Here is a 25434-nt window from a genome sequence, read left to right on the forward strand (position 1 = left end):
GTGCCCGGCGCGGCCACCCCGGCCTCGGCCAGCGCGGTCACGATGCCGTACACGTCGGTGTTGAACCCCCGCCGTGCCCGGCGCGGCCACCCCGGCCTCGGCCAGCGCGGTCACGATGCCGTACACGTCGGTGTTGAACCCCCGCCGCCGGCCCGCCTCGAACACGACGGTGTTCGCGCCGCCGACCGCGCGGGCGAGGTCGGACACCTCGTCCAGGAGCGGCAGGACGGCGCGTTTCAGCGGCATGGTCAGCGACAGGCCGGCCCACGGCCGGTCGAGCACCGCGGGCAGGTCGTCCTCGCGGCACTCGATCGCCTCGTAGGTCCAGCCGAGGCCGAGCGCGGCGTACGCGGCGCGGTGGAGCACCGGTGACAGTGAATGCGCAATCGGCGCGCCGAGGACGGCGGCGCGGGTCATCCGTGACTCAGATTCTGCTGGAGTTCCTGGCGGAACCGGGTGAACTCGGAGTAGTTGTCGGTGAACTTGGTGATGTGATGTGCCGGGTCGGTCGTCACGAAGTACATCCACGGGCCCTTCGCGGGTTTGAGCACGGCCCGGATGGCCTCCTCGCCGGGGTTGCAGATCGCGCCGGGCGGCAGGCCGGAGTGGGTGTAGGTGTTGTACGGGCTGGTCGACTTCAGGTCGTTGCCGCTGGCGACGATGCCGTACTTGCCCAGGCCGTACATGACCGTGCTGTCGAGCTGGAGCTTGTGCATCCACGGCTGCGGGCTGTGGAGGCGGTTCTCGATCACGCGGGCGACCTTCGGCATGTCCTCGGTCGTGCCGCTCTCGGCCTGCACCATGCTCGCGGCCACCACGACGTCGTGCGGCGACATGTGGGCCCGCTTGGCCTCGCTCTCCAGGTCGAGGTCGTCGGCGGCCTTCTTGAACTGCTCCACCATCGCGCGCAGCACCTGGGTCGCGGTGGCATGCGGCGGCGGGTCGTACGTGAAGGGGTAGAGATATCCCTCGAGCTGCCCGTGGGCGTACGAGGGGAGGCCGAGCGCCTTGGTGTTCTGGGCGGCGCGCTGGAAGTTCTTGAGCGGGATGTTGGTGCGCTTGGACAGGGTGGCCAGCACCTCGGCGGCGCGCTTGCCCTCGGGGAAGGTGACCCGTCCGGTCCGCGACGCGGGGCTGAGCAACAGCGCCAAGGCCGCTTGGGCGGACATGTGGAGCTTCAGCCGGTAGTAGCCCGGCTGGATGCTGGTGGCCTTGGGGTCGTCCTTGGCGACCTTGTAGAAGGCACTGCTGGACTTGACGACCTGGGCGTGCTCCAGGCGGTCGCCCATCTGCCGCACGGAGTCGCCGTCCTGGATCTGAACGGTGACCGCGCCGGTGCCCCCGCCCTTGTAGTCCGGCGGGTTGAGGAAGCCGCTCAGCGCCGTGAAACCGACGTATCCGCCGCCGCCCACCACCGCGACGAGGAAGAGGATCGCCACGATGGGCGCGAGCCGGCGGCCCTTACGGCTCTTCTTGCGGCGACGGCCGCGATGGCCGCCACGACCGCCCCTGCGGCCGGCCGGTTCGGTACGGGCCGAACGCTGGCGCTCGGCGAGTTGCCGGAGAAAATCAAGGTCAGCGTCGCTCATGTGTCCCCCCGGACAATCTCCCCAGGTGGACGGCCGGTCAAGCGTTCGGCGTCAAGTGCGGCCTGCAAGAGCACGGCCGCGGCGGCCTGATCGACGACCTTGCGGCGCGCCTGCCCGTGCACGCCGCGCTCGCGCAGGCCGCTCTCGGCGGTGACCGTCGTGAGCCGCTCGTCGAACAGGCGTACGAACCCGGGGGGCAGGCGCCGGGCGATGCGGGCGGCGAACCGCCGTGCCTCCCCCGCGGCCGGGCCCTCGCGCCCCGACAGCGAGGTGGGCAGGCCGACGATCACCTCGACGGCCTCGTTCTCGGCGGCCAGGGCGACGATGCGGTCGATGTCGCCCTTACCGTTCCGTACGGTCTCCAGGGGGGAGGCGAGGATGCCGCCCGGATCGCTCCGGGCGACGCCGATGCGGACGCTTCCCGCGTCGACTCCGAGGCGGACACCGCGTCGCACGCGCTGCTCCTGCCCCGGGTCGTTCACGGAGTCTCCTCCGTCGGCCCCGCGAACCGGCCCCGGTGCCGGCCGCTCCGCCTGCTCATGAGGCCTCCTTCGCCGGAGGAGGGACCGGGAGCGCGTGCCCGCCGTTCCCTTCGCTCACGAGCCCTCCTTCGCCGGAGAGAAGGACCAGGCGTGCGTACTCACTGGTTCGCCCGCTCCGCTCGCTCACTGGCTCCCCACCGCTCGGCGGACGGCGGCCAGGGCCTCCCCGATCGCCTCGGGGTTGACTCCTCCGCCCTGAGCGAGGTCGTCCTTGCCGCCGCCTCCGCCGCCGAGGGCCTTGGCGGCGACGCCGACCAGGGCTCCGGCGCGCAGGCCGCGGGCGCGGGCCTCATCGCTGACCGCCACGACCACGACCGGGCGGTCCTTGGGCACACCGGCCACGACCACGACGCTCGGCCGGCCGGTGAGACGGCCGCGCACGTCCACGGCGAGCCGCCGGAGATCGTCAGCGCCGACGCCGCCGGGCACGGCGTGGGAGACGAAGGCGACGCCGCCGACGTCCTGCGCGCCCCCGGCGAGCTCACCGGCGATCTCCAGGACCTGGCGTGAGCGGATCCGCTCGAGTTCCTTCTCCGCCTCGCGGAGCCGCGTGACGAGCCCGGAGACGCGCTCCGGCAGGTCCTCGCGGCGGGTCTTGAGCTGCTCGGCGAGCTGGGCGACCAGGACGTTCTCGCGCGCCAGGAACTTGAACGCGTCGATGCCGACGAGCGCCTCGACGCGGCGCACGCCGGCGCCGATCGACTGCTCGCCCAGGACCTTGATCAGCCCGAGCTGGCCCGAGCGGGCGACGTGGGTGCCGCCGCACAGCTCGCGGGAGTAGTCGCCGATCTCCACGACGCGGACCTCGGAGCCGTACTTCTCCCCGAACAGGGCCAGCGCGCCCATCTTGCGGGCCTCGTCGATGGAGTGCACCGAGGCGTGCACGCCCAGGTCGTCGATGAGGGTGGCGTTGACCTCGGCCTCGACGTCGCGCAGGACGCTCGGCGGAACGGCCCCGGCGGCGGTGAAGTCGAACCGGAACCGGCCCGGGGCGTTCTCCGAACCGGCCTGGGCGGCCGACTCGCCGAGGGCGTTGCGGAAGCCGCGGTGGACCATGTGGGTCGCGGTGTGCGAGCGGGAGATGGCCCGGCGGCGCTCCACGTCGATCTGGGCGAACGCGGCGTCACCGGCCTGGGCCTCGCCGCAGCGCACCCGGCCGCGGTGGACGACGAGGCCGGGCAGCGGCGTCTGGACGTCGAGCACCTCGATCTCGGCGCCGCCGGAGAGCTTGATGGTGCCCTGGTCGGCGAGCTGGCCGCCGCCCTCGGCGTAGAACGGGGTGCGGTCGAGCACGACCTCGACCTCGGTGCCCTCCCCCGCCGACGGGACGTTCGCGCCGCCCACGAGCAGGCCGACGACGCGGGCCTCCGCCTCGACCGCGTCGTAGCCGGTGAAGGCGACCGTGCCGGTGCGTTCGAGCATCTCGCCGAGGACCGACACGTCGAGGTTGCCGGTCTTCTTGGCCGCGGCGTCGGCCTTGGCGCGCTGCCGCTGCTCGTCCATCAGCCGGCGGAACTCCGCCTCGTCGACGGAGAGGCCCTGCTCGTTCGCCATCTCCAGGGTCAGGTCGATGGGGAAGCCGTAGGTGTCGTGCAGCGTGAACGCCTGAGCCCCGGACACGACCGTGTCCTTGCGGCGCTTGGCCTCCTCGACCGAGGCATCGAAGATCGCCGTGCCGGTGCGGAGGGTGGCGAGGAAGGACTGCTCCTCCGCGTCGATGACGGTGTGGATGTGCGCCGCGTCGGCCCGCAGGCTCGGGTAGGTCTCGCCCATCCCCTCGATCACCGCGTCGGTGAGCTCGTGGAGGTAGCGCTCGTCGCCGGCGCCGAGGAGCCGGAGGTTGCGGATGCTACGGCGCAGGATGCGGCGCAGGACGTAGCCGCGGCCCTCGTTGGAGGGCACGACGCCGTCGCCGACCATCATCGTGCCGCTGCGCACGTGGTCGGCGACGACCCGCAGCGACACGTCGTTACGCGCGTCGCGCCCGTACTTGGTCTTGGTCAGGTCGGCGGCCCGGTCGAGGACCCGCCACATGGTGTCGATCTCGTAGATGTTGTCGACGCCCTGGAGGATCGAGGCCATCCGCTCCAGGCCCATGCCGGTGTCGATGTTCTTGGCGGGCAGCTCACCGAGGATCGGGAAGTCCTCTTTGCCCGAACCGGGGCCGCGCTCGAACTGCATGAAGACGAGGTTCCAGACCTCGAGGTAGCGGTCCTCGTCGGCGATCGGGCCGCCCTCGCGGCCGTACTCCGGGCCCCGGTCGTAGTAGATCTCCGAGCAGGGGCCGCACGGGCCCGGCACGCCCATCGACCAGAAGTTGTCGGCCATGCCACGGCGCTGGATGCGCTCCTCGGGCAGGCCGACCTTGTCGCGCCAGATGCGGAAGGCCTCGTCGTCGTCGTGGTAGACGGTGGCCCAGAGCCGGTCTTCGGGGAAACCGAATCCGCCCTCGGCCTCGGAGCGGGTGAGCAGCTCCCAGGCGAACGGAATCGCCTGCTCCTTGAAGTAGTCGCCGAAGGAGAAGTTGCCCAGCATCTGGAAGAACGTGCCGTGCCGGGTCGTCTTGCCGACCTCGTCGATGTCGGGCGTGCGGATGCACTTCTGCACGCTCGTGGCCCGCGGGTGGGCCGGTTTACGCTGCCCCAGGAAGTAGGGCTTGAAGGGCACCATGCCCGCGTTGACCAGCAGCAGTGTGGGGTCCTCGGCGATCAGGCTGGCCGAGGGCACCACTTCGTGCCCGCGCTCTTCGAAGAAGCGGAGGAAACGGCGGGCGATCTCTGCCGACTCCATCTCAGTGGTGGTCCTTGTCTGTCTCGGTTGGCGCGTCGAGTCCGAGCGCGTCACGCAACTCGTCCTCGCGTGCGTGCATGGCGGTGCGAACGTCGTCGGTGAAGTCGCGTACGGTCTGCCCGACTCCGGAGGCCTGGTGAACGAGGGCCTGGGGGGCCAGAGCACGCATGAGGCGCTTGAGCCGGAATGCGGCCCAGGCGCCCAGAGTGCCCCCCAGGACGAGCCAGAACAGCCGGCGGATCACCGCTTGCCGTCCTGGTTGCGCGCACCGATGGCCTTACGAACACCATAGGAGAAGGCGGCCGCTTTCACGAGCGGACCGCCGACCACCGAGGTGACCGTGGTCGTGACCGCCGCGGCGTTCTGCGTGACGCTGCCGACGCTCTTGGTTATCAGGTCGACCCGGTCCAGCTGCTCGCCTGCCCGCGTGACCGTGCTGGTCATGTCGTCCAGCAACGGCGCGGCCTGCTCGCCGAGGTCGGCGACCATCTTGGTCGCCTCCTTCAGCAGCCTGGCCAGCCTCAGCAGCACGAAGGCGAGGAAGGCAACGAGAATCGCCCAGAAAACGGCCACGATCAGGCCGGCCACCTGTCCGCCACTCAGCATCGGCTCCCTCTCCTTCTGCCGTCGGAGAACCTGGTCGGACAGACCATACCGTCCCCCTCACCTCGGCGGAGGTCACGCGAACCGACGTGTCCGCCCGCATGGCGCCCGGAAGCGCCGTTCCGGCGGCGGAGCCACGACCTCTCACCGGCCCGCGCCCGGCGCGGCGCGTCGCGCTCCGATCATGCCTGAGCCGAGGTCAGGGCGGGTCGCCGCCTTAGGCGGGCGTGGGCGCCCGGATGGTCTGTCAGGCCGGAGCGCCGGGTTCGCCGGTGACGGGGAACCGTTCGACGGCGGCCGGTGAGACGGAGCCACCGCGGCGTCCCCTGGATCACCACGACCTCGGCGCACATCCCGGCGATCGGCCGCCGGGCGGGTGCCGCCGGTGGGTCTGCCGGTCGCGGCGTCCGGTACGGGAAGCACCAGGTCCTGTCTCGAAGTGGTCGGGTCGTGGGTTTTCCACAGCCGTGCGCGCTGTCTTCCTTTGGCGTGTGGGGTGGCTTGACAATGGAAGTGGGGTCGGCGCCCCCTGGGAGGGCGGGGAGTGTGTCCTGGTCGGCGGGACTTCGAAACACGCCCCAGGTCCGGCGTGGACCGGTTCGGCCGGCGCCGCGTGGTTCTTTCGGCGTCGGCCGGCCAGTGCCCGCTTCGCCCGTGTCTTGGCGGGAGTACGGGCGTCGCGGACCGTCGTCTCGGCGTGGATGCGCGCCGTACGGAACGGCTGGTCCCGGGCCTGGGGAACACTGCTCCACCTGCACGTCGCCGCCCCGCCAGCAGCGGCCTCGGCCGTGAGCTTCCCGGCTCCCTCACGCCGTGCCGTACCAGCGGCGCCAGCGTGTCCGGCAGGGGCAGGAGCGTGCAGGCGTCGAGTTCGTCGTACCGGCCGTCGGACGTGAACAGCCCCAGGCACCAGCAGCCCGCCACCGTCCAGCGGCGAAGGTGGTCGGGCATGGGCGTCAGGGTGACACACGGCGAGCCGCCGTCGCGGGCGGTCGGTGGGATCAGCCCCGGCGTCCGCCGCGCAGGACGGCGCGGAGGCGTTCGGCCACCTCCGAGAAGCGGGACTCCATGCCGTGCTTGGTCGGGTGGTAGTAGTCACGGCCCGCGACGGCGTCCGGGGCGTAGCGCTGCTCGACCACGCCGCCGGGGAAGTCGTGGGCGTACTTGTAGCCCTTGCCGTGATCGAGCTTGCTCGCGCCCTTGTAGTGCGCGTCGCGAAGGTGGGCGGGGACCGGCCCGACCAGGCCGCGCCGGACGTCCGCGCTCGCCTCGTCGATGGCGCGTATGACGGCGTTGGACTTGGGCGCCAGGGACAGATGGATGACGGCCTGGGCGAGGTTGATGCGGGCCTCGGGCAGGCCGACGAGCTCCACCGCGTGCGCGGCGGCGATCGCGGTCTGCAGCGCGCTCGGGTCGGCCATGCCGACGTCCTCGCTCGCGTGCACGATGAGGCGCCGCGCGAGGAACCGCGGGTCCTCCCCCGCCTCGATCATGCGGGCCAGGTAGTGCAGGGCGGCGTCGACGTCGGACCCGCGGATGCTCTTGATGAACGCGCTGATGACGTCGTAGTGCTGGTCGCCCTCGCGGTCGTAGCGGACCGCGGCCCGGTCGACGGCCTTCTCCAGCACGTCGACGTCGATCGGCTCGCGCCCGGCGACGTACGAGGCGGCTTCGAGGTAGGTCAGCGCCCGGCGCGCGTCGCCGCCCGCCAGGCGTACGAGATGGTCTTCGGCGGGCTCGGTGAGGCTCGTGGCGCCGGCGAGGCCGCGCTCGTCGGTCAGGGCGCGGCGGATCACCTCGCGGAGCTGGTCGTCGCCCAGCGGCTCCAGCGTCAGCAGCAGCGAGCGCGACAGCAACGGGCTGATCACCGAGAAGAAGGGGTTTTCGGTGGTGGCGCCGATGAAGGAGACCCAGCGGTTCTCCACGGCGGGAAGCAGGGCGTCCTGCTGGGCCTTGTTGAACCGGTGGACCTCGTCGACGAACAGCACGGTCTGCCGTCCTCGCATGCCCAGGTCGCGCTTGGCCTGGTCGATGGCGGCCCGGACCTGCTTGACGCCGTCGGAGACCGCGGAGATCTCCACGAAGCGCCGCTCGGTGGCCTGGCTGACGACGTAGGCCAGTGTCGTCTTGCCGGTGCCCGGCGGCCCCCACAGGACCAGCGACATGGCGACGTCGCGCTCGACCAGCTGGCGCAACGGCGTGCCCGGCCCGAGCAGGTGCCCCTGACCGACCACCTCGTCGAGGCCGCGTGGCCGCATCCGGACCGCCAGCGGCGCGTTGGCCTGCTCGGCCTCCTCCGTCGGTGTGTCGAAGAGGCTGTCGGCCTGCTCATCGTCCCTGGGCGCCACGGTGCCGACACTATCCGCCCGCGGGGACATCGCGGGCACGCGCCGGACGGCCTGGCGCGGGCCCGGACCGCCGGAGCGTAAGGCCGCGACACTCCTTACGCTGAGGGGCATGCCCTCCTGGTCCTCCTGCTCGATGCCAGAGATCCTCGAGCTCACCGACGACGATCCCCTCATACGCGGCACGCGTGGCGCGAGCCGCGGGCCCGGCTGGCGCAGCGCCGACGGCCGCGCCGTCGCCTTCACCGGATACGACGCGGATGGCCGTGTCCGCGCTCTGGTCGCGCTGGGCCCGCCGGAAGAGACGGTGGAGCTGGTCGCCGCGGTGTACGGCGAGATGCCCGAGGGCATCCGGGTGATCGTGCCGCGCGGCACGCCGCTCGCGCTGACCCAGCCGAGCGACTGGAACTTCCGCGCCGCGTTCGGCGCTCCGCCGCCGCAGCCGGCCGAGGCGGGGGTCGCCTGGTGCGACGACGAGGACGCCGTCACAGACCTGCTGACGCTGGTCAGCCCCGGCACGTCGGCCTGGCCGGGCGACCCGAAGGTACGCCGCTGGGCCGGCATCCGGCAGGACGGGCGGCTGCTGGCATGCCTGGCCGACACCAGCTCGGTCGACGGCGTCGGCCACGTCTCGGCGATCGCGGTCCACACCGACGCGCGCGGCTGCGGATTGGGCCCGTCGATCACGGCCTGGGCGATGCGCCGGATGTTCGCCCGCGGATGCGACGTGGTGACACTCGGCGTGTACGCCGACAACACGGTCGGCCTGCGAATGTATGACCGCCTGGGTTTCACCGTGAACCGGGCCCTGACCACCGGACTCATGAAGCGCTCGGACTGAGCCCACCCGGCCTCGAAGACCGGCCTGGCGCGCCCTGCACCTCACGGACGCCTCCGGAGCCTCCGCCGCGCGACGGATGTCCCCGGCTGTCGGCCAGAGACCCTCGCTCCGCACCGGGCAGGGAGTTCCCGACGATCGCTCAGTATCGGCCCCCGGAGGAACGGACGAGGTGCCGAGCATGAAGAGACCGCCTGCCCTCTCGACGCACGGTGCGGGCCCGCCTGGCACACGGTGCGGGCTCGTGGAAGCCACCGGGGTCCGTCCTCGGTGGATGGTCGGGCTCGGCGACCCCGTTCGGTCGAGGTGCCCGGCCCCGGCGGTCAGTCCAGGGCGTGCGTCGCCGGCCCGAAGACCGGTCTCACGCGCCCTGCACTTCGCCAACGGACCCAGAACCCGTCCTGCGGCAGAGACCGCCCAGGAATCCTCGCCCTACACAGGGTAAGGAGCTCCGCCAGCGATCCCCTGATAGCGCGTCCGCTGCCGCCGCCTCCGTTACAAGGCGCGTCCCGCAGCTCTGTGTGCGCTTTCCCTCCTCCGGTGGCGAGGGAGCCGAAGCCGTAGTGGCCGACGGTCCGCAGGATCTGGAAGCCTCCGGTCGCAGCCCACCGTTCCGGCGCGGCGTCACCGTGGCCGCCCGCCGGCTGCGCCCAGCCCGCCACCGTCGTAGAACGTGCTCAGCACCTTCGCGTCCGGGCAGTCGGGCATCGCATCTCTGGGGAACGCCGTACGCGTCGGTCCGGCGGACGCCGACGAGCTCCGGCAACCGGCTCGGTCCACGCTCCGCCACAGCGCCGTCCCGGCGTCCGTCGCACGCCCGACCGGCGTACGGTGCGCGTTCGCGGAGGCCCCGACGTCCGTCCTCGGTCGCCACGACGGTGCCACCGGAGGGCGCGACGCTGTCGTGGATGGTCAGGCTCGGCGGCCTCGTCTCGGCGACCCCGTTCGGTCGAGGTGCCCGGCCCCGGCTCAGGCGGTCCGGTCCAGGGCGTGCGTCGTGACGCCTTCGTGGCCGGTCATCGTCTCGGTCGCCGACAGGGCGTTCGCCACGGCCTCCTCCGCGACGTCGTGGAAGAGCTGGTCGAGGTGGGCGTCGGCCCGGGCCCGCTCGGCGGCCCGGCGCCGGGCACGACCGAAACAGCCGTCCGCAGGGTGGTGGATATAGCCGGACTCGTGACGGGATGGTGGGTATGACCGGACTTGTGAAACGCCCGGATCGGAGGTCGAGCTCGCGGGGACGCGCCCCGAACCTCACAGATCGGGCCCGGGGCCCTTACCCCGTGCGGCTCGCAGGGACGCGTCCTGAACCTCACGGACGAGCCCAGGGCCCCGCCCCGTAGGACTCGCGGGGACCCTCACGAACAAGCTCGGGACCACCGCCCTGTGGGGCTGGCGGGGACGCGCCCCGAACCTCACTAGCGAGCCCGAGACCCCCACCCTGCGCGGCTTGCAGGGACGCGCCCCGAACCCCACGGACGAACCCAGGGCCCGCCCCGTAGGACTCGCGGAGACCCTCACGAACAAGCCCGAGACCGCCACCTCGTGGGTCCCGCGGGGACGCGGCCCGAACCCCACGAGCAAGCCCGGCACCCCCCACCCCATGGGACTCGCGGGGACGCGCGGACAGGACCGGGACCCCGGCCCGTGGCGAGGGTCCCGGGTGGCCGGTCAGAGGTCGTCCGGGGATCCTCGTTCCTCACAGGGCAAAGGTTTCCCGGTGGTCTCTCAGTAGCGCTCCTCGGAAGGGCGGACGATGTGGCCGGGCTCGTTCGGTGGGTTCGCCGGGCCCTCCGGGCGGGCGTCCACGCCCGCCTCCTTGCGCTGTTCCGGTGTGATCGGGGTCGGGGCGCCGGTCAGCGGGTCATAGCCCGAGGCCGCCTTCGGGAAGGCGATCACGTCGCGGATCGTGTCTCGGCCCGCGAGCAGCATGACGACGCGGTCCCAGCCGAAGGCGATTCCGCCGTGCGGCGGCGGGCCGTACTTGAACGCCTCCAGCAGGTAGCCGAACTTCGTCTCGGCCTCTTCGCGGTCCAGGCCGAGGGTCTCGAAGACCCGCTGCTGCATCTCGGCGCGGTGGATACGGATCGAGCCGCCGCCGATCTCGTTGCCGTTGCAGACGATGTCGTACGCGCTCGCGAGCGCCTCGCCCGGCTTGTCGTGGAACGAGTCGGCCCACTCGGGTTTGGGCGAGGTGAAGGGGTGGTGCACGGCCGTCCAGCCGCCCTCGGCGGTCTCCTCGAACATGGGCGCGTCGACGACCCAGGTGAACGCCCACGCGGACTCGTCGATCAGCTCGCAGCGGCGGCCGACCTCCAGGCGGGCGGCGCCGAGGAGCTCCTGCGTGGCGTGCTGCCTGCCGGCGCCGAAGAACACCGCGTCGCCGGGTGACGCGCCGACCTCGGCCACCAGGCCCTCGCGCTCGGTCTCGGAGAGGTTCTTGGCGACCGGGCCGCCGAGCGTGCCGTCCTCCTGGACGAGGACGTACGCCAGGCCCTTCGCGCCGCGTGCCTTGGCCCAGTCCTGCCAGCCGTCCAGCTCCTTGCGGGTCTGGGACGCGCCGCCCGGCATGACGACCGCGCCGACGTACGGGGCCTGGAAGACCCGGAACGGCGTGTCCTTGAAGTAGGCCGTCATGTCGACCAGCTCGTTGCCGAACCGCAGGTCCGGCTTGTCCGAGCCGTAGCGGCTCATCGCGTCGGCGTAGGTGATGCGCGGGATCGGCCGGGGGATCTCGTAGCCGACGATCTCGCTCCAGAGCCGCGCCACGAGGTCCTCGGCGACCTTCAGGACGTCCTCCTGCTCGACGAAGGACATCTCAATGTCGATCTGGGTGAACTCCGGCTGCCGGTCGGCGCGGAAGTCCTCGTCGCGGTAGCAGCGGGCGAGCTGGTAGTAGCGCTCCATGCCGGCCACCATGAGCAGCTGCTTGTACAGCTGCGGCGACTGGGGAAGGGCGTACCAGTGACCCGGCTTGAGCCGTACGGGGACGAGGAAGTCGCGCGCGCCCTCCGGGGTGGAGCTGGTGAAGGTCGGCGTCTCGACGTTGACGAACCCGTGCGCGCGCAGGACGTCGTGGACGATGAAGGAGCCCTGGGACCGAACGCGCAGTGCCCGGGCGAGCGTGTCGCGGCGGATGTCGAGGTAGCGGTGCTTCAGCCGCACCTCCTCGTTGACGTTGACGTCCGTCTCGATCGGGAACGGCAGCGGCGCCGACTCGCTCAGGACGTCGATGTCGGACGCGACGACCTCGACCTCGCCGGTCGGAAGCTCGGGGTTCTCGTTGCCGGCGGGCCGTACGCGGACCTCGCCGGTGATCTTGACGCAGAACTCCGCACGCAGGTCGTGCGCCGTGTCCTCTTCGCGGAAGACGACCTGCGCGACGCCGGACGCGTCGCGCAGGTCGATGAACGTGACGCCTCCGTGGTCGCGGCGGCGCGCGACCCAGCCGGCGAGGACCACCTGCTGCCCGGCCTGCTCACGGCGGAGCGAACCCGCCTCGTGCGAGCGAATCATGGTTGGGAAAGCCTCTCTTTCAACGTCGTGACGATCTCGTCGAGCGGCACGGCGACCTGGTCGCCGCTGGCCAGGTCCTTCACCTGAGCGGACCCGGCGGCGATATCTCGCTCGCCGAGGATCACGGCGTACGCCGCCCCGGACCGGTCGGCGCCCCGCATGGCGCCCTTGAGCTTCTTGCCGTCATAAGACATGTCGGCGGCGATCCCGGCCCGGCGCAGGGCGGCGACGAGGCCGAAGATCCTGCGCTGCGCCTCCTCGCCGAGCGGCACGCCGTAGACGGTGACCGTGGTGCCGGCCGTGGCGGCGGCCTGCTCCTCTTCCATGGCGATCACCGTGCGGTCGAGGCCGAGCCCGAAACCGATGCCCGGCAGCGGCGGCCCGCCGATGTCCTCCGACAGGCCGTCGTAACGCCCGCCGCCGCCGATGCCGGACTGGGCGCCGAGCAGCGGGTGGTCGAACTCGTACGTGGTGCGCGTGTAGTAGTCGAGGCCGCGGACGAGGCGCGGGTCGTCGACCCAGGGGATCTCCAGGTCGGCGAGCAGCTCGCGGACCTTGTCGTGGTGGGTCTTGCAGGCGCCGCACAGGTAGTCGGTGACCACCGGGGCGGCCTCGACCTGGGCCCGCACCTCGGGACGCTTGTCGTCCAGCACCCGGAGCGGGTTCAGCTCGATCCGGGCGCGGGTGGCCTCGTCGAGGTCGAGCCCGCGCAGGAACTCCTGCAGCGCCGCGCGGTACACCGGACGGCACTCGCGGCAGCCGAGGGAGTTGAGGTGCAGGCTGTGCCGGGTGAGGCCGAGCTCGCGGTACCAGTCCCAGGCCAGCGCGATCGTCTCGACGTCGACGGCCGGGTCCTCGGACCCGATCGCCTCCAGGTCGACCTGGTAGAACTGACGATAGCGCCCCGCCTGTGCCCGCTCGTAGCGGAAGGCCGGGCCGGTGGCCCAGACCTTCACCGGCAGCTCGCCCCTGTGCAGGTTGTGCTGGATCACGGACCGCAGCACCCCGACCGTGAACTCAGGACGCAGGGTGAGCGACCGGCCGCCGCGGTCCTCGAAGGTGTACATCTCCTTGGAGACGACGTCGGTCGACTCCCCGACGCCGCGGGAGAACAGCGCCGTGTCCTCGAACACCGGCAGCTCCAGATAGGAGTAGCCGGCGCGCGTGGCCACCGCGGCGAACGCGTCACGCGCGGCGAGGTAGAGCGCCGAGCGCGGCGGAACGTACTCGTTGACCCCCTTGGGGGCCTGGAAGTTCGAGCTCATCTGTTTGCTTAAAGTCCCCTGTGCGGGCCGTCGAGCGGAGCGATCTCCTTGAGGAACGGGTTGGTGGCCCGCTCGCGGCCGATGGTGGTCTGAGCACCGTGTCCGGGCAGCACCGCGGTCTCGTCCGGCAGGGGCAGGCATACCCGCGCCAGACTGTCCATGATCGCGGCGTGGTCGCCGCCCGGCAGGTCCGTACGTCCGATGGAGCCGGCGAACAGCAGGTCGCCGGAGAACATCACCGGTTCGGCGGCGAGCCGGAAGGTCACCGACCCCGGTGTATGGCCGGGAGCGTGGTCGACGACGAGGTCCAGGCCCGCGAGCGTCAGGGTGTCGCCGTCGGCGAGCTCGCGCACGTCGTCCGGCTCGCTGAACGTCAGGCCGCCGAGAAGCTGGCCGGCGACCTGCGGCGGGAAGCCCTTCGCCGGGTCGGCCAGCATGTCGCGGTCGTCCGGATGGATGTAGGCGGGCACATCGCGGGCGCCGCAGACCGGGGCGACGGACCACACGTGGTCGATGTGGCCGTGCGTGAGCACGACCGCGACCGGCTTGAGCCGGTGCTCGCGCAGCACGTCGTACACCATCGCCTCGGCGTCCTGCCCGGGGTCGATGATCACGCATTCCTCCCCGGCCTCGGGCGCCACGACGTAGCAGTTCGTCGCGAAGGACCCCGCGGGGAAGGTGGCGATGAGCACGGTCATCCTCTCTGACTGCTACCGGCGAGATCGAGCGTACCGGCGGTACGCGCGCGATCGCGAACGACATAGCGCCGTCCAGGTCGGCGTGCCGCCTCATCCGGAGGCGGGGTCGGCCGACCTTCGCTCGGCGCGGGGCGGGCCACGGCGCTCGATCACCACATCACCACCGTCACTTTGGGGCACCGGACGATTACAGCACGCGCCCGTGACAGAACGAGCCGCACCACGACCGCACAGAGGGTCACACGCCCGGCCGCATCGCCCGAGCACGCTCGAACCCGCAGCTTGAGGACCTGACATGCGTGTACGGGGGCGCAGACCCGAGGCCCTAGCGTGGGAGGGGTGAACCGCGCCCGATGTTCGGCCGGTTTGGGCGCCTCTGCGGTGCGGGGCCGAAAATACCGGCCGGGACCGCTACGATGCGCAACACGTTTCCCAGTTCACGACGCGAATCGATGAGGTGCGACACCGGTGGCGGGTAAAGATCGCAAGAGGGAGCTGGCCCGGCTGCGTTACGAGCGCCAGCAGCAGCGTCGGGCGATCCGGCACGCCAGGGCCCGGCGGATGAAGATCATCGGCACGGTGGTCGCCGTCGTGGTGGTCGCGGGGGGCAGCGGGGCCATCGCGTTCGCCATGAACAACCCGGCGAAGAAGGACAAGACCTCCGCCGCCTCCACACCCACCGCCGCCCCGAGCGTCACGGCCAAGCCCGGAGAGTGCGCCTACCAGCCCCTGTCCGCCGACGCGGCGGCGAGCGCCAAGGACGTCGGCAAGCCCCCGGTGAAGCCGGTCAAGGGCACGTACAAGATGACGATCGACACGAGCCTCGGCACGATCGCCGCCAAGCTCGACGGCGACAAGGCCGCGTGCACCGTGAACTCCTTCAAGTATCTGGCGAGCAAGAAGTTCTTCAACAACACGAAATGTCATCGCCTTGTCACCGAGGGTATCAAGGTGTTGCAATGCGGCGACCCGACCGGCACCGGAATGGGCGGTCCCGCGTACGGCTTCGGCAATGAGAACGTCCCGAAGGCCGGCAAGTCCGGGCAGGCGACCTACAAGCGCGGCGTCATCGCGATGGCGCACAGCAGCGCTCCGAACAGCAACGGAAGCCAGTTCTTCATCGTCTACGGCGATTCTCCGCTGCCCGCCGACTACACCGTGTTCGGCGAGATCACCAAGGGAATGGACGTCGTCGACTCCGTCGCGAAGGCGGGCGCCGCGGCGGCCGACCAGAGCGGGAACACCGCCCCAAAGAAGAAAATCGAAATAAAAGACCTCACCGTCGCGAAGATGTAGCAATGCGATTGGCTAGGGTGGCCAGCGGGAGCGCTTCTCCCACGGACGTCATCATGGTGGGCCCGGTGCGTGAGGGGACGCCCCGGGCTCTGACACAGGAGGCAGCGGTGTGCAGCGCCACCGAACCCTTGGGTATCCCTCGCCGTGCGCGCGGGGACGTCGTGCCGGCCACGAGGCGGTTCACGACGGCCACGCCTCTCACCGGGGAGGCCCGCGATGACCACTGACCCGTGGGGCCGGGTCGATGAGAACGGCACCGTCTACGTCCGCACGGCGGCCGGGGAACGCACCGTCGGTTCGTGGCAGGCGGGCGCACCCGAGGAGGCCCTGGCCTACTTCCGCCGCAAGTACGACGCCCTCGTCACCGAGGTCGACCTGCTCGAACAGCGGATCAAGACGACCGACCTGGCGGCCGCCCAGGCCGAGCACACCATCACCCGGCTCCGCGAGGCCGTGGCCGAGGCCCACGCCGTCGGCGACCTCGACGGCCTGAGCCGTCGGCTCGACGGGCTGTCCGGGCTGATCGGCGAGCGGCGCGAGCAGATCAAGGTCGCCCGTGACCAGGCGCGCGTGCACGCCCGCGAGATCAAAGAGCGCATCGTCGCCGAGGCGGAGCGGATCGCGACCGAGGAGACGCACTGGAAGAACGGCGGCGAGCGCCTCCGCCAGCTCGTGGAGGAGTGGAAGGCCGCCGAGCGCGTCGACCGTCCCACGGAGACGGCGCTGTGGAAGCGGCTGTCCTCGGCGCGCAACGCGTTCACCAAGCGCCGCAAGGCCTACTTCTCCAACCTCGAGGTGGAGCGCGAGCACGCCCGCGCGGAGAAGGAGCGGCTGGTCCTCGACGCCGAGGCCATGGTCAACTCCACCGACTGGGGGCCGACCGCCGCGGCGTACCGCGAGCTCATGCGTCAGTGGAAGATGGCCGGTCGCGCCTCCCGCGACGCCGAAGAGGAGCTGTGGGCGCGGTTCAAGGGCGCCCAGGACACCTTCTTCTCCGCCCGGTCGGCGGTGTTCGCCGAGCGTGACGCGGAGTTCCGCGAGCATGCCGAGGCGAAGGAGAAGATCCTCGCCGACGCGGAGCGGCTGCTGCCCGTACGCGACGTGCGCGCCGCGCGGCAGGCCCTGCGCTCGATCCAGGAGCGCTGGGAGGCCGTCGGCATGGTCCCCCGCGACTCGCGCGAGCGGCTGGAGGGCCGACTGCGCAAGATCGAGGAGGCGGTCCGCGGCGCCGAGGAGTCGGAGTGGCGGCGCACCAACCCGGAGGCGCGGGCCCGCGCCGAGGCGACGGTCGCGCAGCTGCGCTCCTCGATCGAGCAGTTGGAGTCGCGCCTGGAGAAGGCGCGCAACTCCGGTCGCGACAAGGACGCGAAGGACGCCGAGGAGGCCCTGACCGCCCGCCGCGCCTGGCTCGCCGAGGCCGAGCACACGCTGTCGGAACTCTCCTGACCGGTGTCGAGGGGCCGCCGGCCTCTCGACACCGCCTTCGGGAACACGCGGTGCAGTGCCGCCACACCGGCGTCCCCGACCTTGCCGTACGGACAGGCGGACGGCGGCGGGCGCCGCACGACCCGACGCGGCGACCGTCGCCATGGGCTTCTCCCCACCGGTTCCCGAGGTCGCGCTCAGCGCTGGACGGCCCGGCGCACCTCGTCGCGCAACGGGCTGCCGCCCCACCAGGCACGCCAACGGCGCCGTCGCCGGCTGAGGACGTGGTCGTCCAGCCGGGTCAGCTCGTGACGCGGTAGACGTCGTAGACGCCGTCGACGGACCGGACCGCCTTGAGTACGTGGCCGAGGTGCTTCGGGTCGCCCATCTCGAAGCTGAACCGGCTCACCGCCACCCGGTCGCGGTTGGTCGCCACCGACGCGGACAGGATGTTGACGTGCTGGTCCGACAGCACGCGGGTGATGTCGGACAGCAGTCGCGGCCGGTCGAGCGCCTCGACCTGGATGGCCACCAGGAAGACCGAGTCCTCCCCCGGTGACCATTTCACGTCGACCATACGGTCGGGCTGGGTCTGAAGGTTCGCCACGTTGACGCAGTCGACGCGGTGGACCGAGACGCCGTTGCCCCGCGTGACGAAGCCGACGATCTCATCGCCCGGCACCGGCGTGCAGCACCGTGACAGGCGCACCCACACGTCCGGGTCGCCGGCCACGACCACGCCCGGGTCGCCCGCCGGGCGGGAGCGGCGCTTGCGGGTCGGGATCGCGGTCTCGGCCAGGTCTTCTGCAGTGTCGCCGCCGAGGACGTCGACGAGCTTGCGGACGATGCTCTGGGCCGAGACGTGGCTCTCGCCGATGGCCGCGTACAGCGCGGACACGTCGGCGTAGTGCATGTCGTGCGCGAGGGTCAGCAGCGCCTCGCCCGACAGCATGCGCTGGAGCGGGAGGTTCTGCTTGCGCATCGCGCGGGCCAGCGATTCCTTGCCCTGCTCGATGGCGCTCTCGCGGCGCTCCTTGGAGAACCAGTGCTTGATCTTGTTGCGGGCGCGGGCGCTCTTGACGAAGTTGAGCCAGTCGCGGCTCGGCCCGGCGTCCGGCGACTTGGAGGTGAAGATCTCCACCGTGTCGCCGTTGTCGAGGGTCGACTCCAGCGGGACGAGACGGCCGTTGACGCGGGCGCCGATCGTACGGTGGCCGACCTCGGTGTGGATCGCGTACGCGAAGTCGACCGGCGTCGCGCCCTGCGGCAGCGCGAGGACCTGGCCCTTCGGCGTGAAGACGAAGACCTCCGAGACCGACAGGTCAAAGCGCAGCGACTCCAGGAACTCGGCCGGGTCGGTGGTCTCCTTCTGCCAGTCGAGGAGCTGGCGCAGCCAGGCCATGTCGCCCGCCTTGCCGGTGGAGGAGGTGCCGCCGTCGCCGACGGTCTCCTCCTTGTACTTCCAGTGCGCCGCGATGCCGTACTCGGCCCGGTTGTGCATGGCCCGCGTGCGGATCTGCAGCTCGACCGGCTTGCCCTCCGGGCCGATCACCGTGGTGTGCAACGACTGGTACATGTTGAACTTCGGCATCGCGATGTAGTCCTTGAACCGGCCGGGGACCGGGTTCCATCGCGCGTGGATCGTGCCGAGGGCGGCGTAGCAGTCGCGGACCGTGTCGACGAGCACCCGGATGCCGACGAGGTCGTAGATGTCCTCGAAGCTCAGCTCGCGGGCGATCATCTTCTGGTAGATCGAGTAGTAGTGCTTCGGGCGGCCCTTGACGGTCGCCTTGATCTTGGACTCGCGCAGGTCGCGGGAGACGTGCTGGATGACGTCCTGGAGGTAGACGTCGCGGCGCGGGGCCCGCTCGGACACCAGGCGGGCGATCTCGTCGAACCGCTTGGGGTAGAGCGTCTGGAAGGCGAGGTCCTCCAGCTCCCACTTCAGGGTGTTCATGCCGAGCCGGTGCGCGAGCGGCGCGAAGATCTCCAGCGTCTCGCGGGCCTTGCGCTCCTGCTTGTGCCGCGGCAGGTAGCGCAGGGTGCGCATGTTGTGCAGGCGGTCGGCCAGCTTGATCACGAGGACCCGGATGTCGCGCGACATCGCGACGACCATCTTGCGGACCGTCTCGGCCTCGGCGGCCTCGCCGTACTTGACCTTGTCGAGCTTGGTCACCCCGTCGACCAGGGCGGCGATGACGTCGCCGAAGTCGGTGCGCAACTGGTCGAGGGTGTAGGTGGTGTCCTCGACCGTGTCGTGCAGGAGGGCGGCGCACAGCGTCTCGGTGTTCATGCCGAGCTCGGCCAGGATCGTGGCCACGGCGAGCGGGTGCGTGATGTACGGGTCGCCGCTCTTACGTTTCTGCTCGCGGTGATGGTGCGCCGCGACGTCGTAGGCGCGCTCGACGAGACGCACGTCCGCCTTGGGATGTGTGTTCCGGAGCGTCTTGATCAGAGGTTCGAGTACAGGATTCATGGTGGGTCCACGCTGGGCGCCGAGTCGGGCGAGCCGCCGGCGGACCCGGGCGGCCGATGGCGCGGCCGGACTCGAGGGGGTCCTCGAGGGAGTCCGATCGCCCTCGTCCGGCGTTGAGGCGGGCTCGCTGTCGGGTGCCGGCAACGTGTGGGGGTTGATGCGTGCTGTCAGCGCGGCATCGGACGCCGCGTCGGTAGACACCACCTCACCACGCACCCAGCCTCCCCATGCCTGCGTCGGAACACCAGTTTAGCGGCAGCTGAATTCCAGTCGGTGCCGATCCACCATTCCGGACCGAACACCGGCACTCGGCGGATGTCCGGATCACCGGCGACGGCGGTCTCGTACCTTCCGTACCTGGGCTTTTCACGAGCACCTACGCACTCATACGTACCCGGCTACGTCCGCGGCTCCATGGACCGGAACCCCCCTCGACACGGCGGCCCTCAGACGGTCACCAGGGCGTGCACGTCGAGGTCGGAGAGGCGGTCGCGGCCGCTGAGGAAGCCCAGCTCCATCAGCACCGAGATCCCGGCGATCTCCGCACCCGTACGGGCGATGAGGGCCGCGGTGGCCTGGGCCGTGCCGCCCGTCGCCAGGACGTCGTCGACGATCAGGACCTGCTCGCCCGGCGCGAAGGCGTCCTTGTGCACCTCGATCGTCTCGCTGCCGTACTCCAGGTCGTAGTTCTCCGCGTACGTGGCGGACGGCAGCTTGCCCTGCTTGCGGATCGGGACGAAGCCGGCGCCGAAGTGGTACGCCACGGGGGCGGCGAGGATGAAGCCGCGTGCCTCGATGCCGGCCACCTTGTCGATCGTGCCCCGGCCGTAGTAGGCGACGATGGCGTCGACGACGGCCGCGAAGGCGGTGTGGTCGGCGAGCAGCGGCGTGATGTCCTTGAACATCACGCCCGGCTTCGGATAGTCGGGGACGTCCCTGATGCGATCGTTGATCATCTGCGTCAGGTCGACGGGTCGCCTGGTCACGATCCTCCTCTGGCAGCACTTCGCCGAACCCGGCGCGCGGAGTCCCTGATGGACGCATCGGACACCGTACACGCTTCGGCGGGCGGTACCTCCGATACCTGGAGATACCGCCCGCCGAGTGTCGTGGCCGGAACGGCCGGGTCAGCGCTTCTTCTTGCCGCTCGGGTGTCCCTTGGAGCCGGTACGGCGCGGCTGCTGCCGCGCGCCCTGCTGGACGAGCCGGATGCCGGCGCCGACCGAGGTGGTCGCGCCGGTCGTCTCCTCTTCGGGGACCGTGTCCTGCGGTTCGCTCTCCGGTCCGTCCGCCGCCGCGGTCTCGGCGTTCGCCGCGCGGGACTTCCGCTTGCTGCTGTCGGCCTTGTTCTGCACCCGCTTGGCGAGATCCCGGTACTTCCCCTGGCGTTCTTGCAGGTCGGCCAGGATCGGCGTCGCGATGCAGATCGAGGAGTACGCGCCGGCCAGCATGCCGACGAACAGCACGAGCGCCAGGTCCTTGAGCGTGCCCGCGCCCATGACCCCGGCACCGATGAACAGCAGGCCGGACACGGGCAGCAGAGCGATCACCGAGGTGTTGATCGACCGGACCAGGGTCTGGTTCAGACCCAGGTTGGCGGCCTGGCTGTAGGTCATGGACTTCGTCGTGAGCAGCGGGCGGGTGTTCTCCCGCACCTTGTCGAAGACCACGACGGTGTCGTAGAGCGAGTAACCGAGGATGGTCAGCAGGCCGACCACCGAGGACGGCGTCACCTCGAACTGCACGAGCGAGTAGACGCCGATCGTGATCAGGATGTCGTGCGCGAGCGCGATCAGCGCCGCGACCGCCATGCGCCACTCGAAGGCGATGGACAGATAGATGATGATCACGATCAGGAAGATGATCAGGCCCTGCAGCGCCTTCTGGGAGACGTCCTTACCCCAGCTCGCGCCCACCGACTGCGGGCTGACGTCGTCGGGCTTGGGCAGCCCGAACCTGTGCTGGACCGTCTCCTGCACCTTCGTCACCTGAGCGGAGGTGAGGCTCTCGGTCTGCACACGCCAGCCGTTGCCGGTCTTCTGGACGATGGGGTCCTCCTTGACGACCCCGGAGTCCGCGACCGCCGCACGTGCGTCCGAGGTCGTGGTGCCCGGCTTGCCCGGGAACTGGAAAACGGTGCCGCCCTTGAACTCGACACCGAAGTTCAGCCCGAGGGTCAGCAGCGAGACGACGCTGATGACCAGGATGAGGCCGGAGATGGAGTACCAGAGCTTCTGCCGCCCCACGAAGTTGAGGGAGATCTCCCCTCGGTGGAGCCGGCCGCCGATGGTGCCCAGGCGTGACATCAGGCCTCCTTGGCGCTGGCCGTGCGGACGGTGGTCCGCTTGCTGACACCCAGTGTGGACGGATCGAGTCCGGACCACCGGTGACCTCGCCCGAAGAACTTCGTACGGGCCAGAACCGTGACGAGCGGCTTGGTGAAGAAGAACACCACCACCACGTCGATGAGGGTGGTCAGGCCCAGCGTGAACGCGAAGCCCTTGACCCCGCCGATGGCGAACCAGTACAGCAGCAGCGCGGCGATGAACGAGACCGCGTCCGCCACGATGATCGTACGCCGGGCGCGGTGCCATCCGCGTTCGACGGCCGTCCGCAGGCTGCGTCCCTCCCGGACCTCGTCACGCAATCGTTCGAAGAAGACCACGAACGAGTCGGCCGTGATGCCGATCGCCACGATCGCACCCGCGATGCCGGCGAGCGACATCCGGAAGTCGATGAACTTGCCGAGCAGCACCACCGACTCGTACGTCAGCACCCCCGCGACGATCAGGCTGGAGATCGCGACGGAGCCCAGGCCCCGGTAGTAGAGCAGGCAGTAGAGCACGACCAGGCCGAGGCCGATCGCGCCCGCGATCAGGCCGGCGCTCAGCTGGTCCTTGCCGAGGGTGGCCGACACCGACTCGATCGAGCTCGGGACGAACTTCAGCGGCAGCGCGCCGTACTTGAGCACGTTGGCCAGGTCGGTGGCGTCCTGCTGGGTGAACTGGCCCTCGATCTGGGCGTTGCCGGAGGTGATCGCCTCCTTGACGCTCGGCCAGGAGTAGACCGTGCCGTCGAGCACGATCGCGAAGTGGTTGCGCGTGTTGTTCTCGCCCAGCGCCGCGGCCTTGGAGGTGAAGTCGGCGAACGTCTTGGTGGCGGCGCCGTTGAGGTCGAGGCTGACGGTCCACTGGACCCGGCCGTTCTGCGGGTCCGGCGGCAGCGCCTGCGCCTTGGTGACCTGCTCACCGGAGATCTGCGCGGGCGCCAGGATGAACTTGTAGTCGCTCTTGTGCGTCTTGGGGTCGGGCCGGGCGCAGATCGCGACCTGCTTGCCGGGGTTCAGCGACTGGCCCTGGCCGATGTCGTTGCCCGCACAGGTGAGCTTGCTGAACTGCGCCTTGACCGCCGGGTCGACGCCCGTGAAGTCCTCCGCGCCCGCCTGCTGCTGCTGTTGCTGGAGCTGCTGCAACTGCTGGAGCTGTTCGGGGGTGAGCGACTGTGAGGCGCTCGGCTTGGGCGTGGGCTTGCCGGACGCCTTCTCCGACGGCTTCGGCGTGGCGACCAGGGCCTGGGCGAGCGCACGCCCCTTGGGCGAGGGACTCGTGGACGCCTTGCCGCTCGCCGACGGGCTGCCCGACGGCTTGGGCGACTTGGACGCCTTGCCCGACGGGGTCGGGGTGGGCGTGGGTGCCGGCTGCTGTGCGGCGCCGACCGGCTCGGCCACCATCACCTGGCGGAACTCCAGCTTGGCGGTGGTGCCGATGAGACCGACGACCCGCTCTTGTCCCTGACCGGGGACCTGGACGACGATGACGTTGTTGCCCTGCTTGGTCACCTCGGCCTCAGAGACGCCCAGGCCGTTCACGCGCTCGCGCATGATGTTGATCGCCTGGGTCATCTCGGAGTCGCCGATCTTCGCCCCGGGCCGCGAGGGCTCCGCCGTGAGCGTCACGGTGGTGCCCCCCGCCAGGTCGAGAGCCAGCTTGGGCGTCTTTTGGCCCTGCCAGAACATCAGGCCCACCAGGGCAGCGGCGATCACGAACAGCGCGAAGAGCACGCGCCCTGGTCTCGAAACGTTTCTGTTTGGCGGAGCCACGGTCGTCTTTCGTCCTTTGTCTGCGGTCAGGCTCTGGTCAGGCCGAGGGCCTCTTGCCGGACTTGTCCTCGCCGTCGTTCAGCGGCGCGTCTCCCGTCTTCTTCCCGGTCGCGCCGGGAAGAGTCTCGGTCTTGGCCTCGACCTCGGGCGCCTCTTCCTCTTCGGGCTCCTCGGTGCCCTCTTCCGCCTCCGCGGACTCGCCGGTCTCCTCGGCGTCGTCCTCGGTCTCGTCCTCGATCTCCTCGTCGTCGTCCTCGGAGACGACCTGGGAGATGGCCTGCTTGACGTAGCGGACCTCGACCCCGGGGGCGATCTCGAGCACGACGTGGTCGTCCTCGATGGCGACGACGTCGGCGAGCATGCCCGCGGTCGTCATGACGCGCTGGCCCGGCTGTATTTGACGCTGCATCTGCAGCTGCTGTTGCTGACGTCTGCGCTGCGGACGGAAGAGCAGGAAATAGAACACGACGCCGATGAGGATGATCGGCAGAAGCGTGACCAGGGGGTTGCTCTTCTGGGCAGCGAGTTGGGTGAGCGCTGTGAGTTCAGTGTTGCCCTGCACCGGGGCATCCTTCCGATATGGGTGTTCAGCCCGCCGCCGACGATTCGCGTGCGAAAGGCGTGTCGCCTGACGACGGCGACAAGCTCCGGAGTGTAAAGGACTTGACGAAACCCCGGCAACGAGCTGACGACTGGGCACGGCGGGAAGTTCCTCGTCACTCCTCCGTCACTTCGAAAAGGGTACCTTCAACCGTGGGCGGCGGCGTGATACCCAGGTGCCGCCAGGCCGAAGAAGTCGCAATCCGGCCACGTGGTGTGCGGGCGATGAGTCCCTTACGCACCAGAAAAGGCTCCGCGACCACTTCCACCGTCTCCGGCTCCTCCCCCACCGCGACCGCCAGCGTCGACAATCCCACGGGTCCGCCGCCGAACTTGCGCAACAGCGAGTCGAGCACCGAACGGTCGAGCCGGTCCAGCCCCTCGGCGTCGACCTCGTACAGCGACAGCGCGTCGCGGGCGACCTGCTCGGTGATCACGCCGTCGGCGCGAACCTCGGCGAAGTCGCGGACCCGGCGCAGGAGCCGGTTGGCGATGCGCGGCGTGCCGCGCGAGCGCCGGGCGATCTCGGCGGCGCCCGCGTCGTCCATCCGCACGTCGAGCAGCCGGGCCGAGCGGTCGATGATCTGCTGGAGGTCGGCCGGCTCGTAGAAGTCCATGTGCGCGACGAAGCCGAACCGGTCGCGCAGCGGCGCCGGCAGCAGGCCCGCCCTCGTGGTGGCGCCGACGAGCGTGAACGGCGCGAGGTCGAGCGGGATGGCGGTCGCGCCCGGCCCCTTGCCGACGATCACGTCGACCCGGAAGTCCTCCATCGCGACGTAGAGCATCTCCTCGGCGGGCCGCGCCATCCGGTGGATCTCGTCGAGGAACAGCACCTCGCCCTCGGACAGCGTGGACAGCACGGCCGCGAGGTCGCCGGCCCGCTCGATCGCCGGGCCGGAGGAGATACGCAGGGGCATGCCCAGCTCGGCGGCGATGATCATCGCGAGGGTCGTCTTGCCCAGGCCCGGCGGGCCGGACATCAGCACGTGGTCCGGCGGCCGGCCGCGCCGGAGCGCGCTGTGCAGCACGAGCGAGAGCTGCTCGCGCACGCGCGCCTGCCCGATGAACTCGTCGAGCTGCTTGGGGCGCAGCGCCGCCTCGATGGCCTTCTCCTCGCCGTCGGCGACCGGCGAGACGAAACGCTCCTCCTCGCGCTCACTGCGCTCGGTCATCGGCTGAGCTTCCTCATCGCCAGCTTCAGCAGGGCGGCGATGTCGGAGGTGTCCTGGCCGTCGATCTCCGCGGCGACCGCGTCCACGGCCGTGTCGGCGTCGCGGGCGGTCCAGCCGAGGTTCGTGAGGCCGGCGTGCACCTGCGTGCGCCAGGCCGCGGCGGCGATGCTCGGCGCGGCGATC

The 25434-nt window shown here is 70.7% G+C and carries 19 protein-coding genes and 1 pseudogene; 3 read left to right on the forward strand and 17 right to left on the reverse strand.

Going from position 1 to position 25434, the window contains the following annotated elements:
* The 7 genes from ACFFNX_RS11255 to ACFFNX_RS11285 all read right to left on the reverse strand — a co-directional run.
* A partial coding sequence (locus ACFFNX_RS11255) for a shikimate dehydrogenase family protein (protein ID WP_378199080.1) occupies window positions 1-417 on the reverse strand: 417 nt, incomplete at its 3' end.
* Window positions 414-1589: an endolytic transglycosylase MltG gene (gene mltG / locus ACFFNX_RS11260; RefSeq protein ID WP_378199083.1), complete on the reverse strand. Its 1176-nt coding sequence runs from the start codon at window positions 1587-1589 to the stop codon at window positions 414-416. The genes mltG and ACFFNX_RS11255, both read right to left, overlap by 4 nt.
* Complete coding sequence (ruvX, locus tag ACFFNX_RS11265) at window positions 1586-2044, reverse strand: Holliday junction resolvase RuvX (protein WP_378199131.1); 459 nt, start codon at window positions 2042-2044, stop codon at window positions 1586-1588. The genes mltG and ruvX overlap by 4 nt, the downstream gene beginning before the upstream one ends.
* A 210-nt stretch (window positions 2045-2254) precedes the next feature.
* Entirely contained in the window at window positions 2255-4921 is a 2667-nt protein-coding gene (gene alaS, locus ACFFNX_RS11270) for an alanine--tRNA ligase (RefSeq protein ID WP_378199085.1), read from the reverse strand.
* Window position 4922: 1 nt separating this feature from the next.
* The gene (locus tag ACFFNX_RS11275; protein ID WP_378199088.1) at window positions 4923-5165 is read right to left on the reverse strand and encodes a DUF6167 family protein; all 243 of its coding nucleotides are present in this window, start codon (window positions 5163-5165) and stop codon (window positions 4923-4925) included.
* The gene (locus ACFFNX_RS11280; protein ID WP_378199091.1) at window positions 5162-5509 is read right to left on the reverse strand and encodes a DUF948 domain-containing protein; all 348 of its coding nucleotides are present in this window, start codon (window positions 5507-5509) and stop codon (window positions 5162-5164) included. The genes ACFFNX_RS11275 and ACFFNX_RS11280 overlap by 4 nt, the downstream gene beginning before the upstream one ends.
* Before the next feature lie 1016 nt (window positions 5510-6525).
* Window positions 6526-7872, reverse strand: a complete 1347-nt coding sequence (locus ACFFNX_RS11285) for a replication-associated recombination protein A (protein WP_378199094.1) — start codon at window positions 7870-7872, stop codon at window positions 6526-6528.
* Window positions 7873-7981: 109 nt separating this feature from the next.
* On the opposite strand from ACFFNX_RS11285, the gene ACFFNX_RS11290 reads away from it, so the two are divergent.
* A complete protein-coding gene (locus ACFFNX_RS11290) occupies window positions 7982-8710 on the forward strand; it encodes a GNAT family N-acetyltransferase (protein ID WP_378199097.1) in 729 nt (242 codons plus the stop codon).
* Between the two features lie 1722 nt (window positions 8711-10432).
* On the opposite strand, the gene aspS is transcribed toward ACFFNX_RS11290, so the two are convergent.
* The 3 genes from aspS to ACFFNX_RS11305 are packed head-to-tail and all read right to left on the reverse strand — an operon-like array spanning window position 10433 to window position 14177.
* The gene (aspS, locus tag ACFFNX_RS11295; protein WP_378199100.1) at window positions 10433-12220 is read right to left on the reverse strand and encodes an aspartate--tRNA ligase; all 1788 of its coding nucleotides are present in this window, start codon (window positions 12218-12220) and stop codon (window positions 10433-10435) included.
* Entirely contained in the window at window positions 12217-13485 is a 1269-nt protein-coding gene (gene hisS / locus ACFFNX_RS11300) for a histidine--tRNA ligase (RefSeq protein WP_378199103.1), read from the reverse strand. Before hisS ends, aspS begins: the two co-directional genes overlap by 4 nt.
* Window positions 13486-13493: 8 nt before the next feature.
* The gene (locus tag ACFFNX_RS11305; protein ID WP_378199106.1) at window positions 13494-14177 is read right to left on the reverse strand and encodes an MBL fold metallo-hydrolase; all 684 of its coding nucleotides are present in this window, start codon (window positions 14175-14177) and stop codon (window positions 13494-13496) included.
* Between the two features lie 474 nt (window positions 14178-14651).
* On the opposite strand from ACFFNX_RS11305, the gene ACFFNX_RS11310 reads away from it, so the two are divergent.
* Complete coding sequence (locus ACFFNX_RS11310; RefSeq protein WP_378199109.1) at window positions 14652-15479, forward strand: peptidylprolyl isomerase; 828 nt, start codon at window positions 14652-14654, stop codon at window positions 15477-15479.
* A 216-nt stretch (window positions 15480-15695) separates the two neighbouring features.
* On the forward strand, window positions 15696-16925 hold the full coding sequence (locus tag ACFFNX_RS11315; protein ID WP_378199112.1) for a DUF349 domain-containing protein: 1230 nt from the start codon (window positions 15696-15698) through the stop codon (window positions 16923-16925).
* Between the two features lie 280 nt (window positions 16926-17205).
* Here the strand turns inward: ACFFNX_RS11315 and ACFFNX_RS11320 are convergent, their stop codons facing one another.
* The 7 genes and pseudogenes from ACFFNX_RS11320 to ACFFNX_RS11350 all read right to left on the reverse strand — a co-directional run.
* Window positions 17206-19380, reverse strand: a complete 2175-nt coding sequence (locus tag ACFFNX_RS11320) for a RelA/SpoT family protein (RefSeq protein WP_378199115.1) — start codon at window positions 19378-19380, stop codon at window positions 17206-17208.
* Between the two features lie 446 nt (window positions 19381-19826).
* On the reverse strand, window positions 19827-20336 hold the full coding sequence (locus ACFFNX_RS11325) for an adenine phosphoribosyltransferase (protein WP_378199134.1): 510 nt from the start codon (window positions 20334-20336) through the stop codon (window positions 19827-19829).
* 171 nt (window positions 20337-20507) lie between these two features.
* A complete protein-coding gene (gene secF / locus ACFFNX_RS11330; protein WP_378199118.1) occupies window positions 20508-21686 on the reverse strand; it encodes a protein translocase subunit SecF in 1179 nt (392 codons plus the stop codon).
* Window positions 21686-23440 (reverse strand): protein translocase subunit SecD, encoded by a 1755-nt coding sequence (secD, locus tag ACFFNX_RS11335; RefSeq protein ID WP_378199121.1) that lies wholly within the window; start codon window positions 23438-23440, stop codon window positions 21686-21688. The genes secF and secD overlap by 1 nt, the downstream gene beginning before the upstream one ends.
* A gap of 76 nt (window positions 23441-23516) precedes the next feature.
* Window positions 23517-24041, reverse strand: a complete 525-nt coding sequence (gene yajC, locus ACFFNX_RS11340; RefSeq protein ID WP_378199125.1) for a preprotein translocase subunit YajC — start codon at window positions 24039-24041, stop codon at window positions 23517-23519.
* A 154-nt stretch (window positions 24042-24195) separates the two neighbouring features.
* Window positions 24196-25251, reverse strand: a complete 1056-nt coding sequence (ruvB, locus tag ACFFNX_RS11345; protein ID WP_378199128.1) for a Holliday junction branch migration DNA helicase RuvB — start codon at window positions 25249-25251, stop codon at window positions 24196-24198.
* A pseudogene (locus tag ACFFNX_RS11350) lies at window positions 25248-25434 on the reverse strand (Holliday junction branch migration protein RuvA); the annotation flags it as partial. The gene ruvB and the pseudogene ACFFNX_RS11350, both read right to left, overlap by 4 nt.

The sequence above is a fragment of the Actinoallomurus acaciae genome (genome assembly GCF_042429965.1).
Taxonomy (GTDB): Bacteria; Actinomycetota; Actinomycetes; order Streptosporangiales; family Streptosporangiaceae; genus Actinoallomurus; species Actinoallomurus acaciae.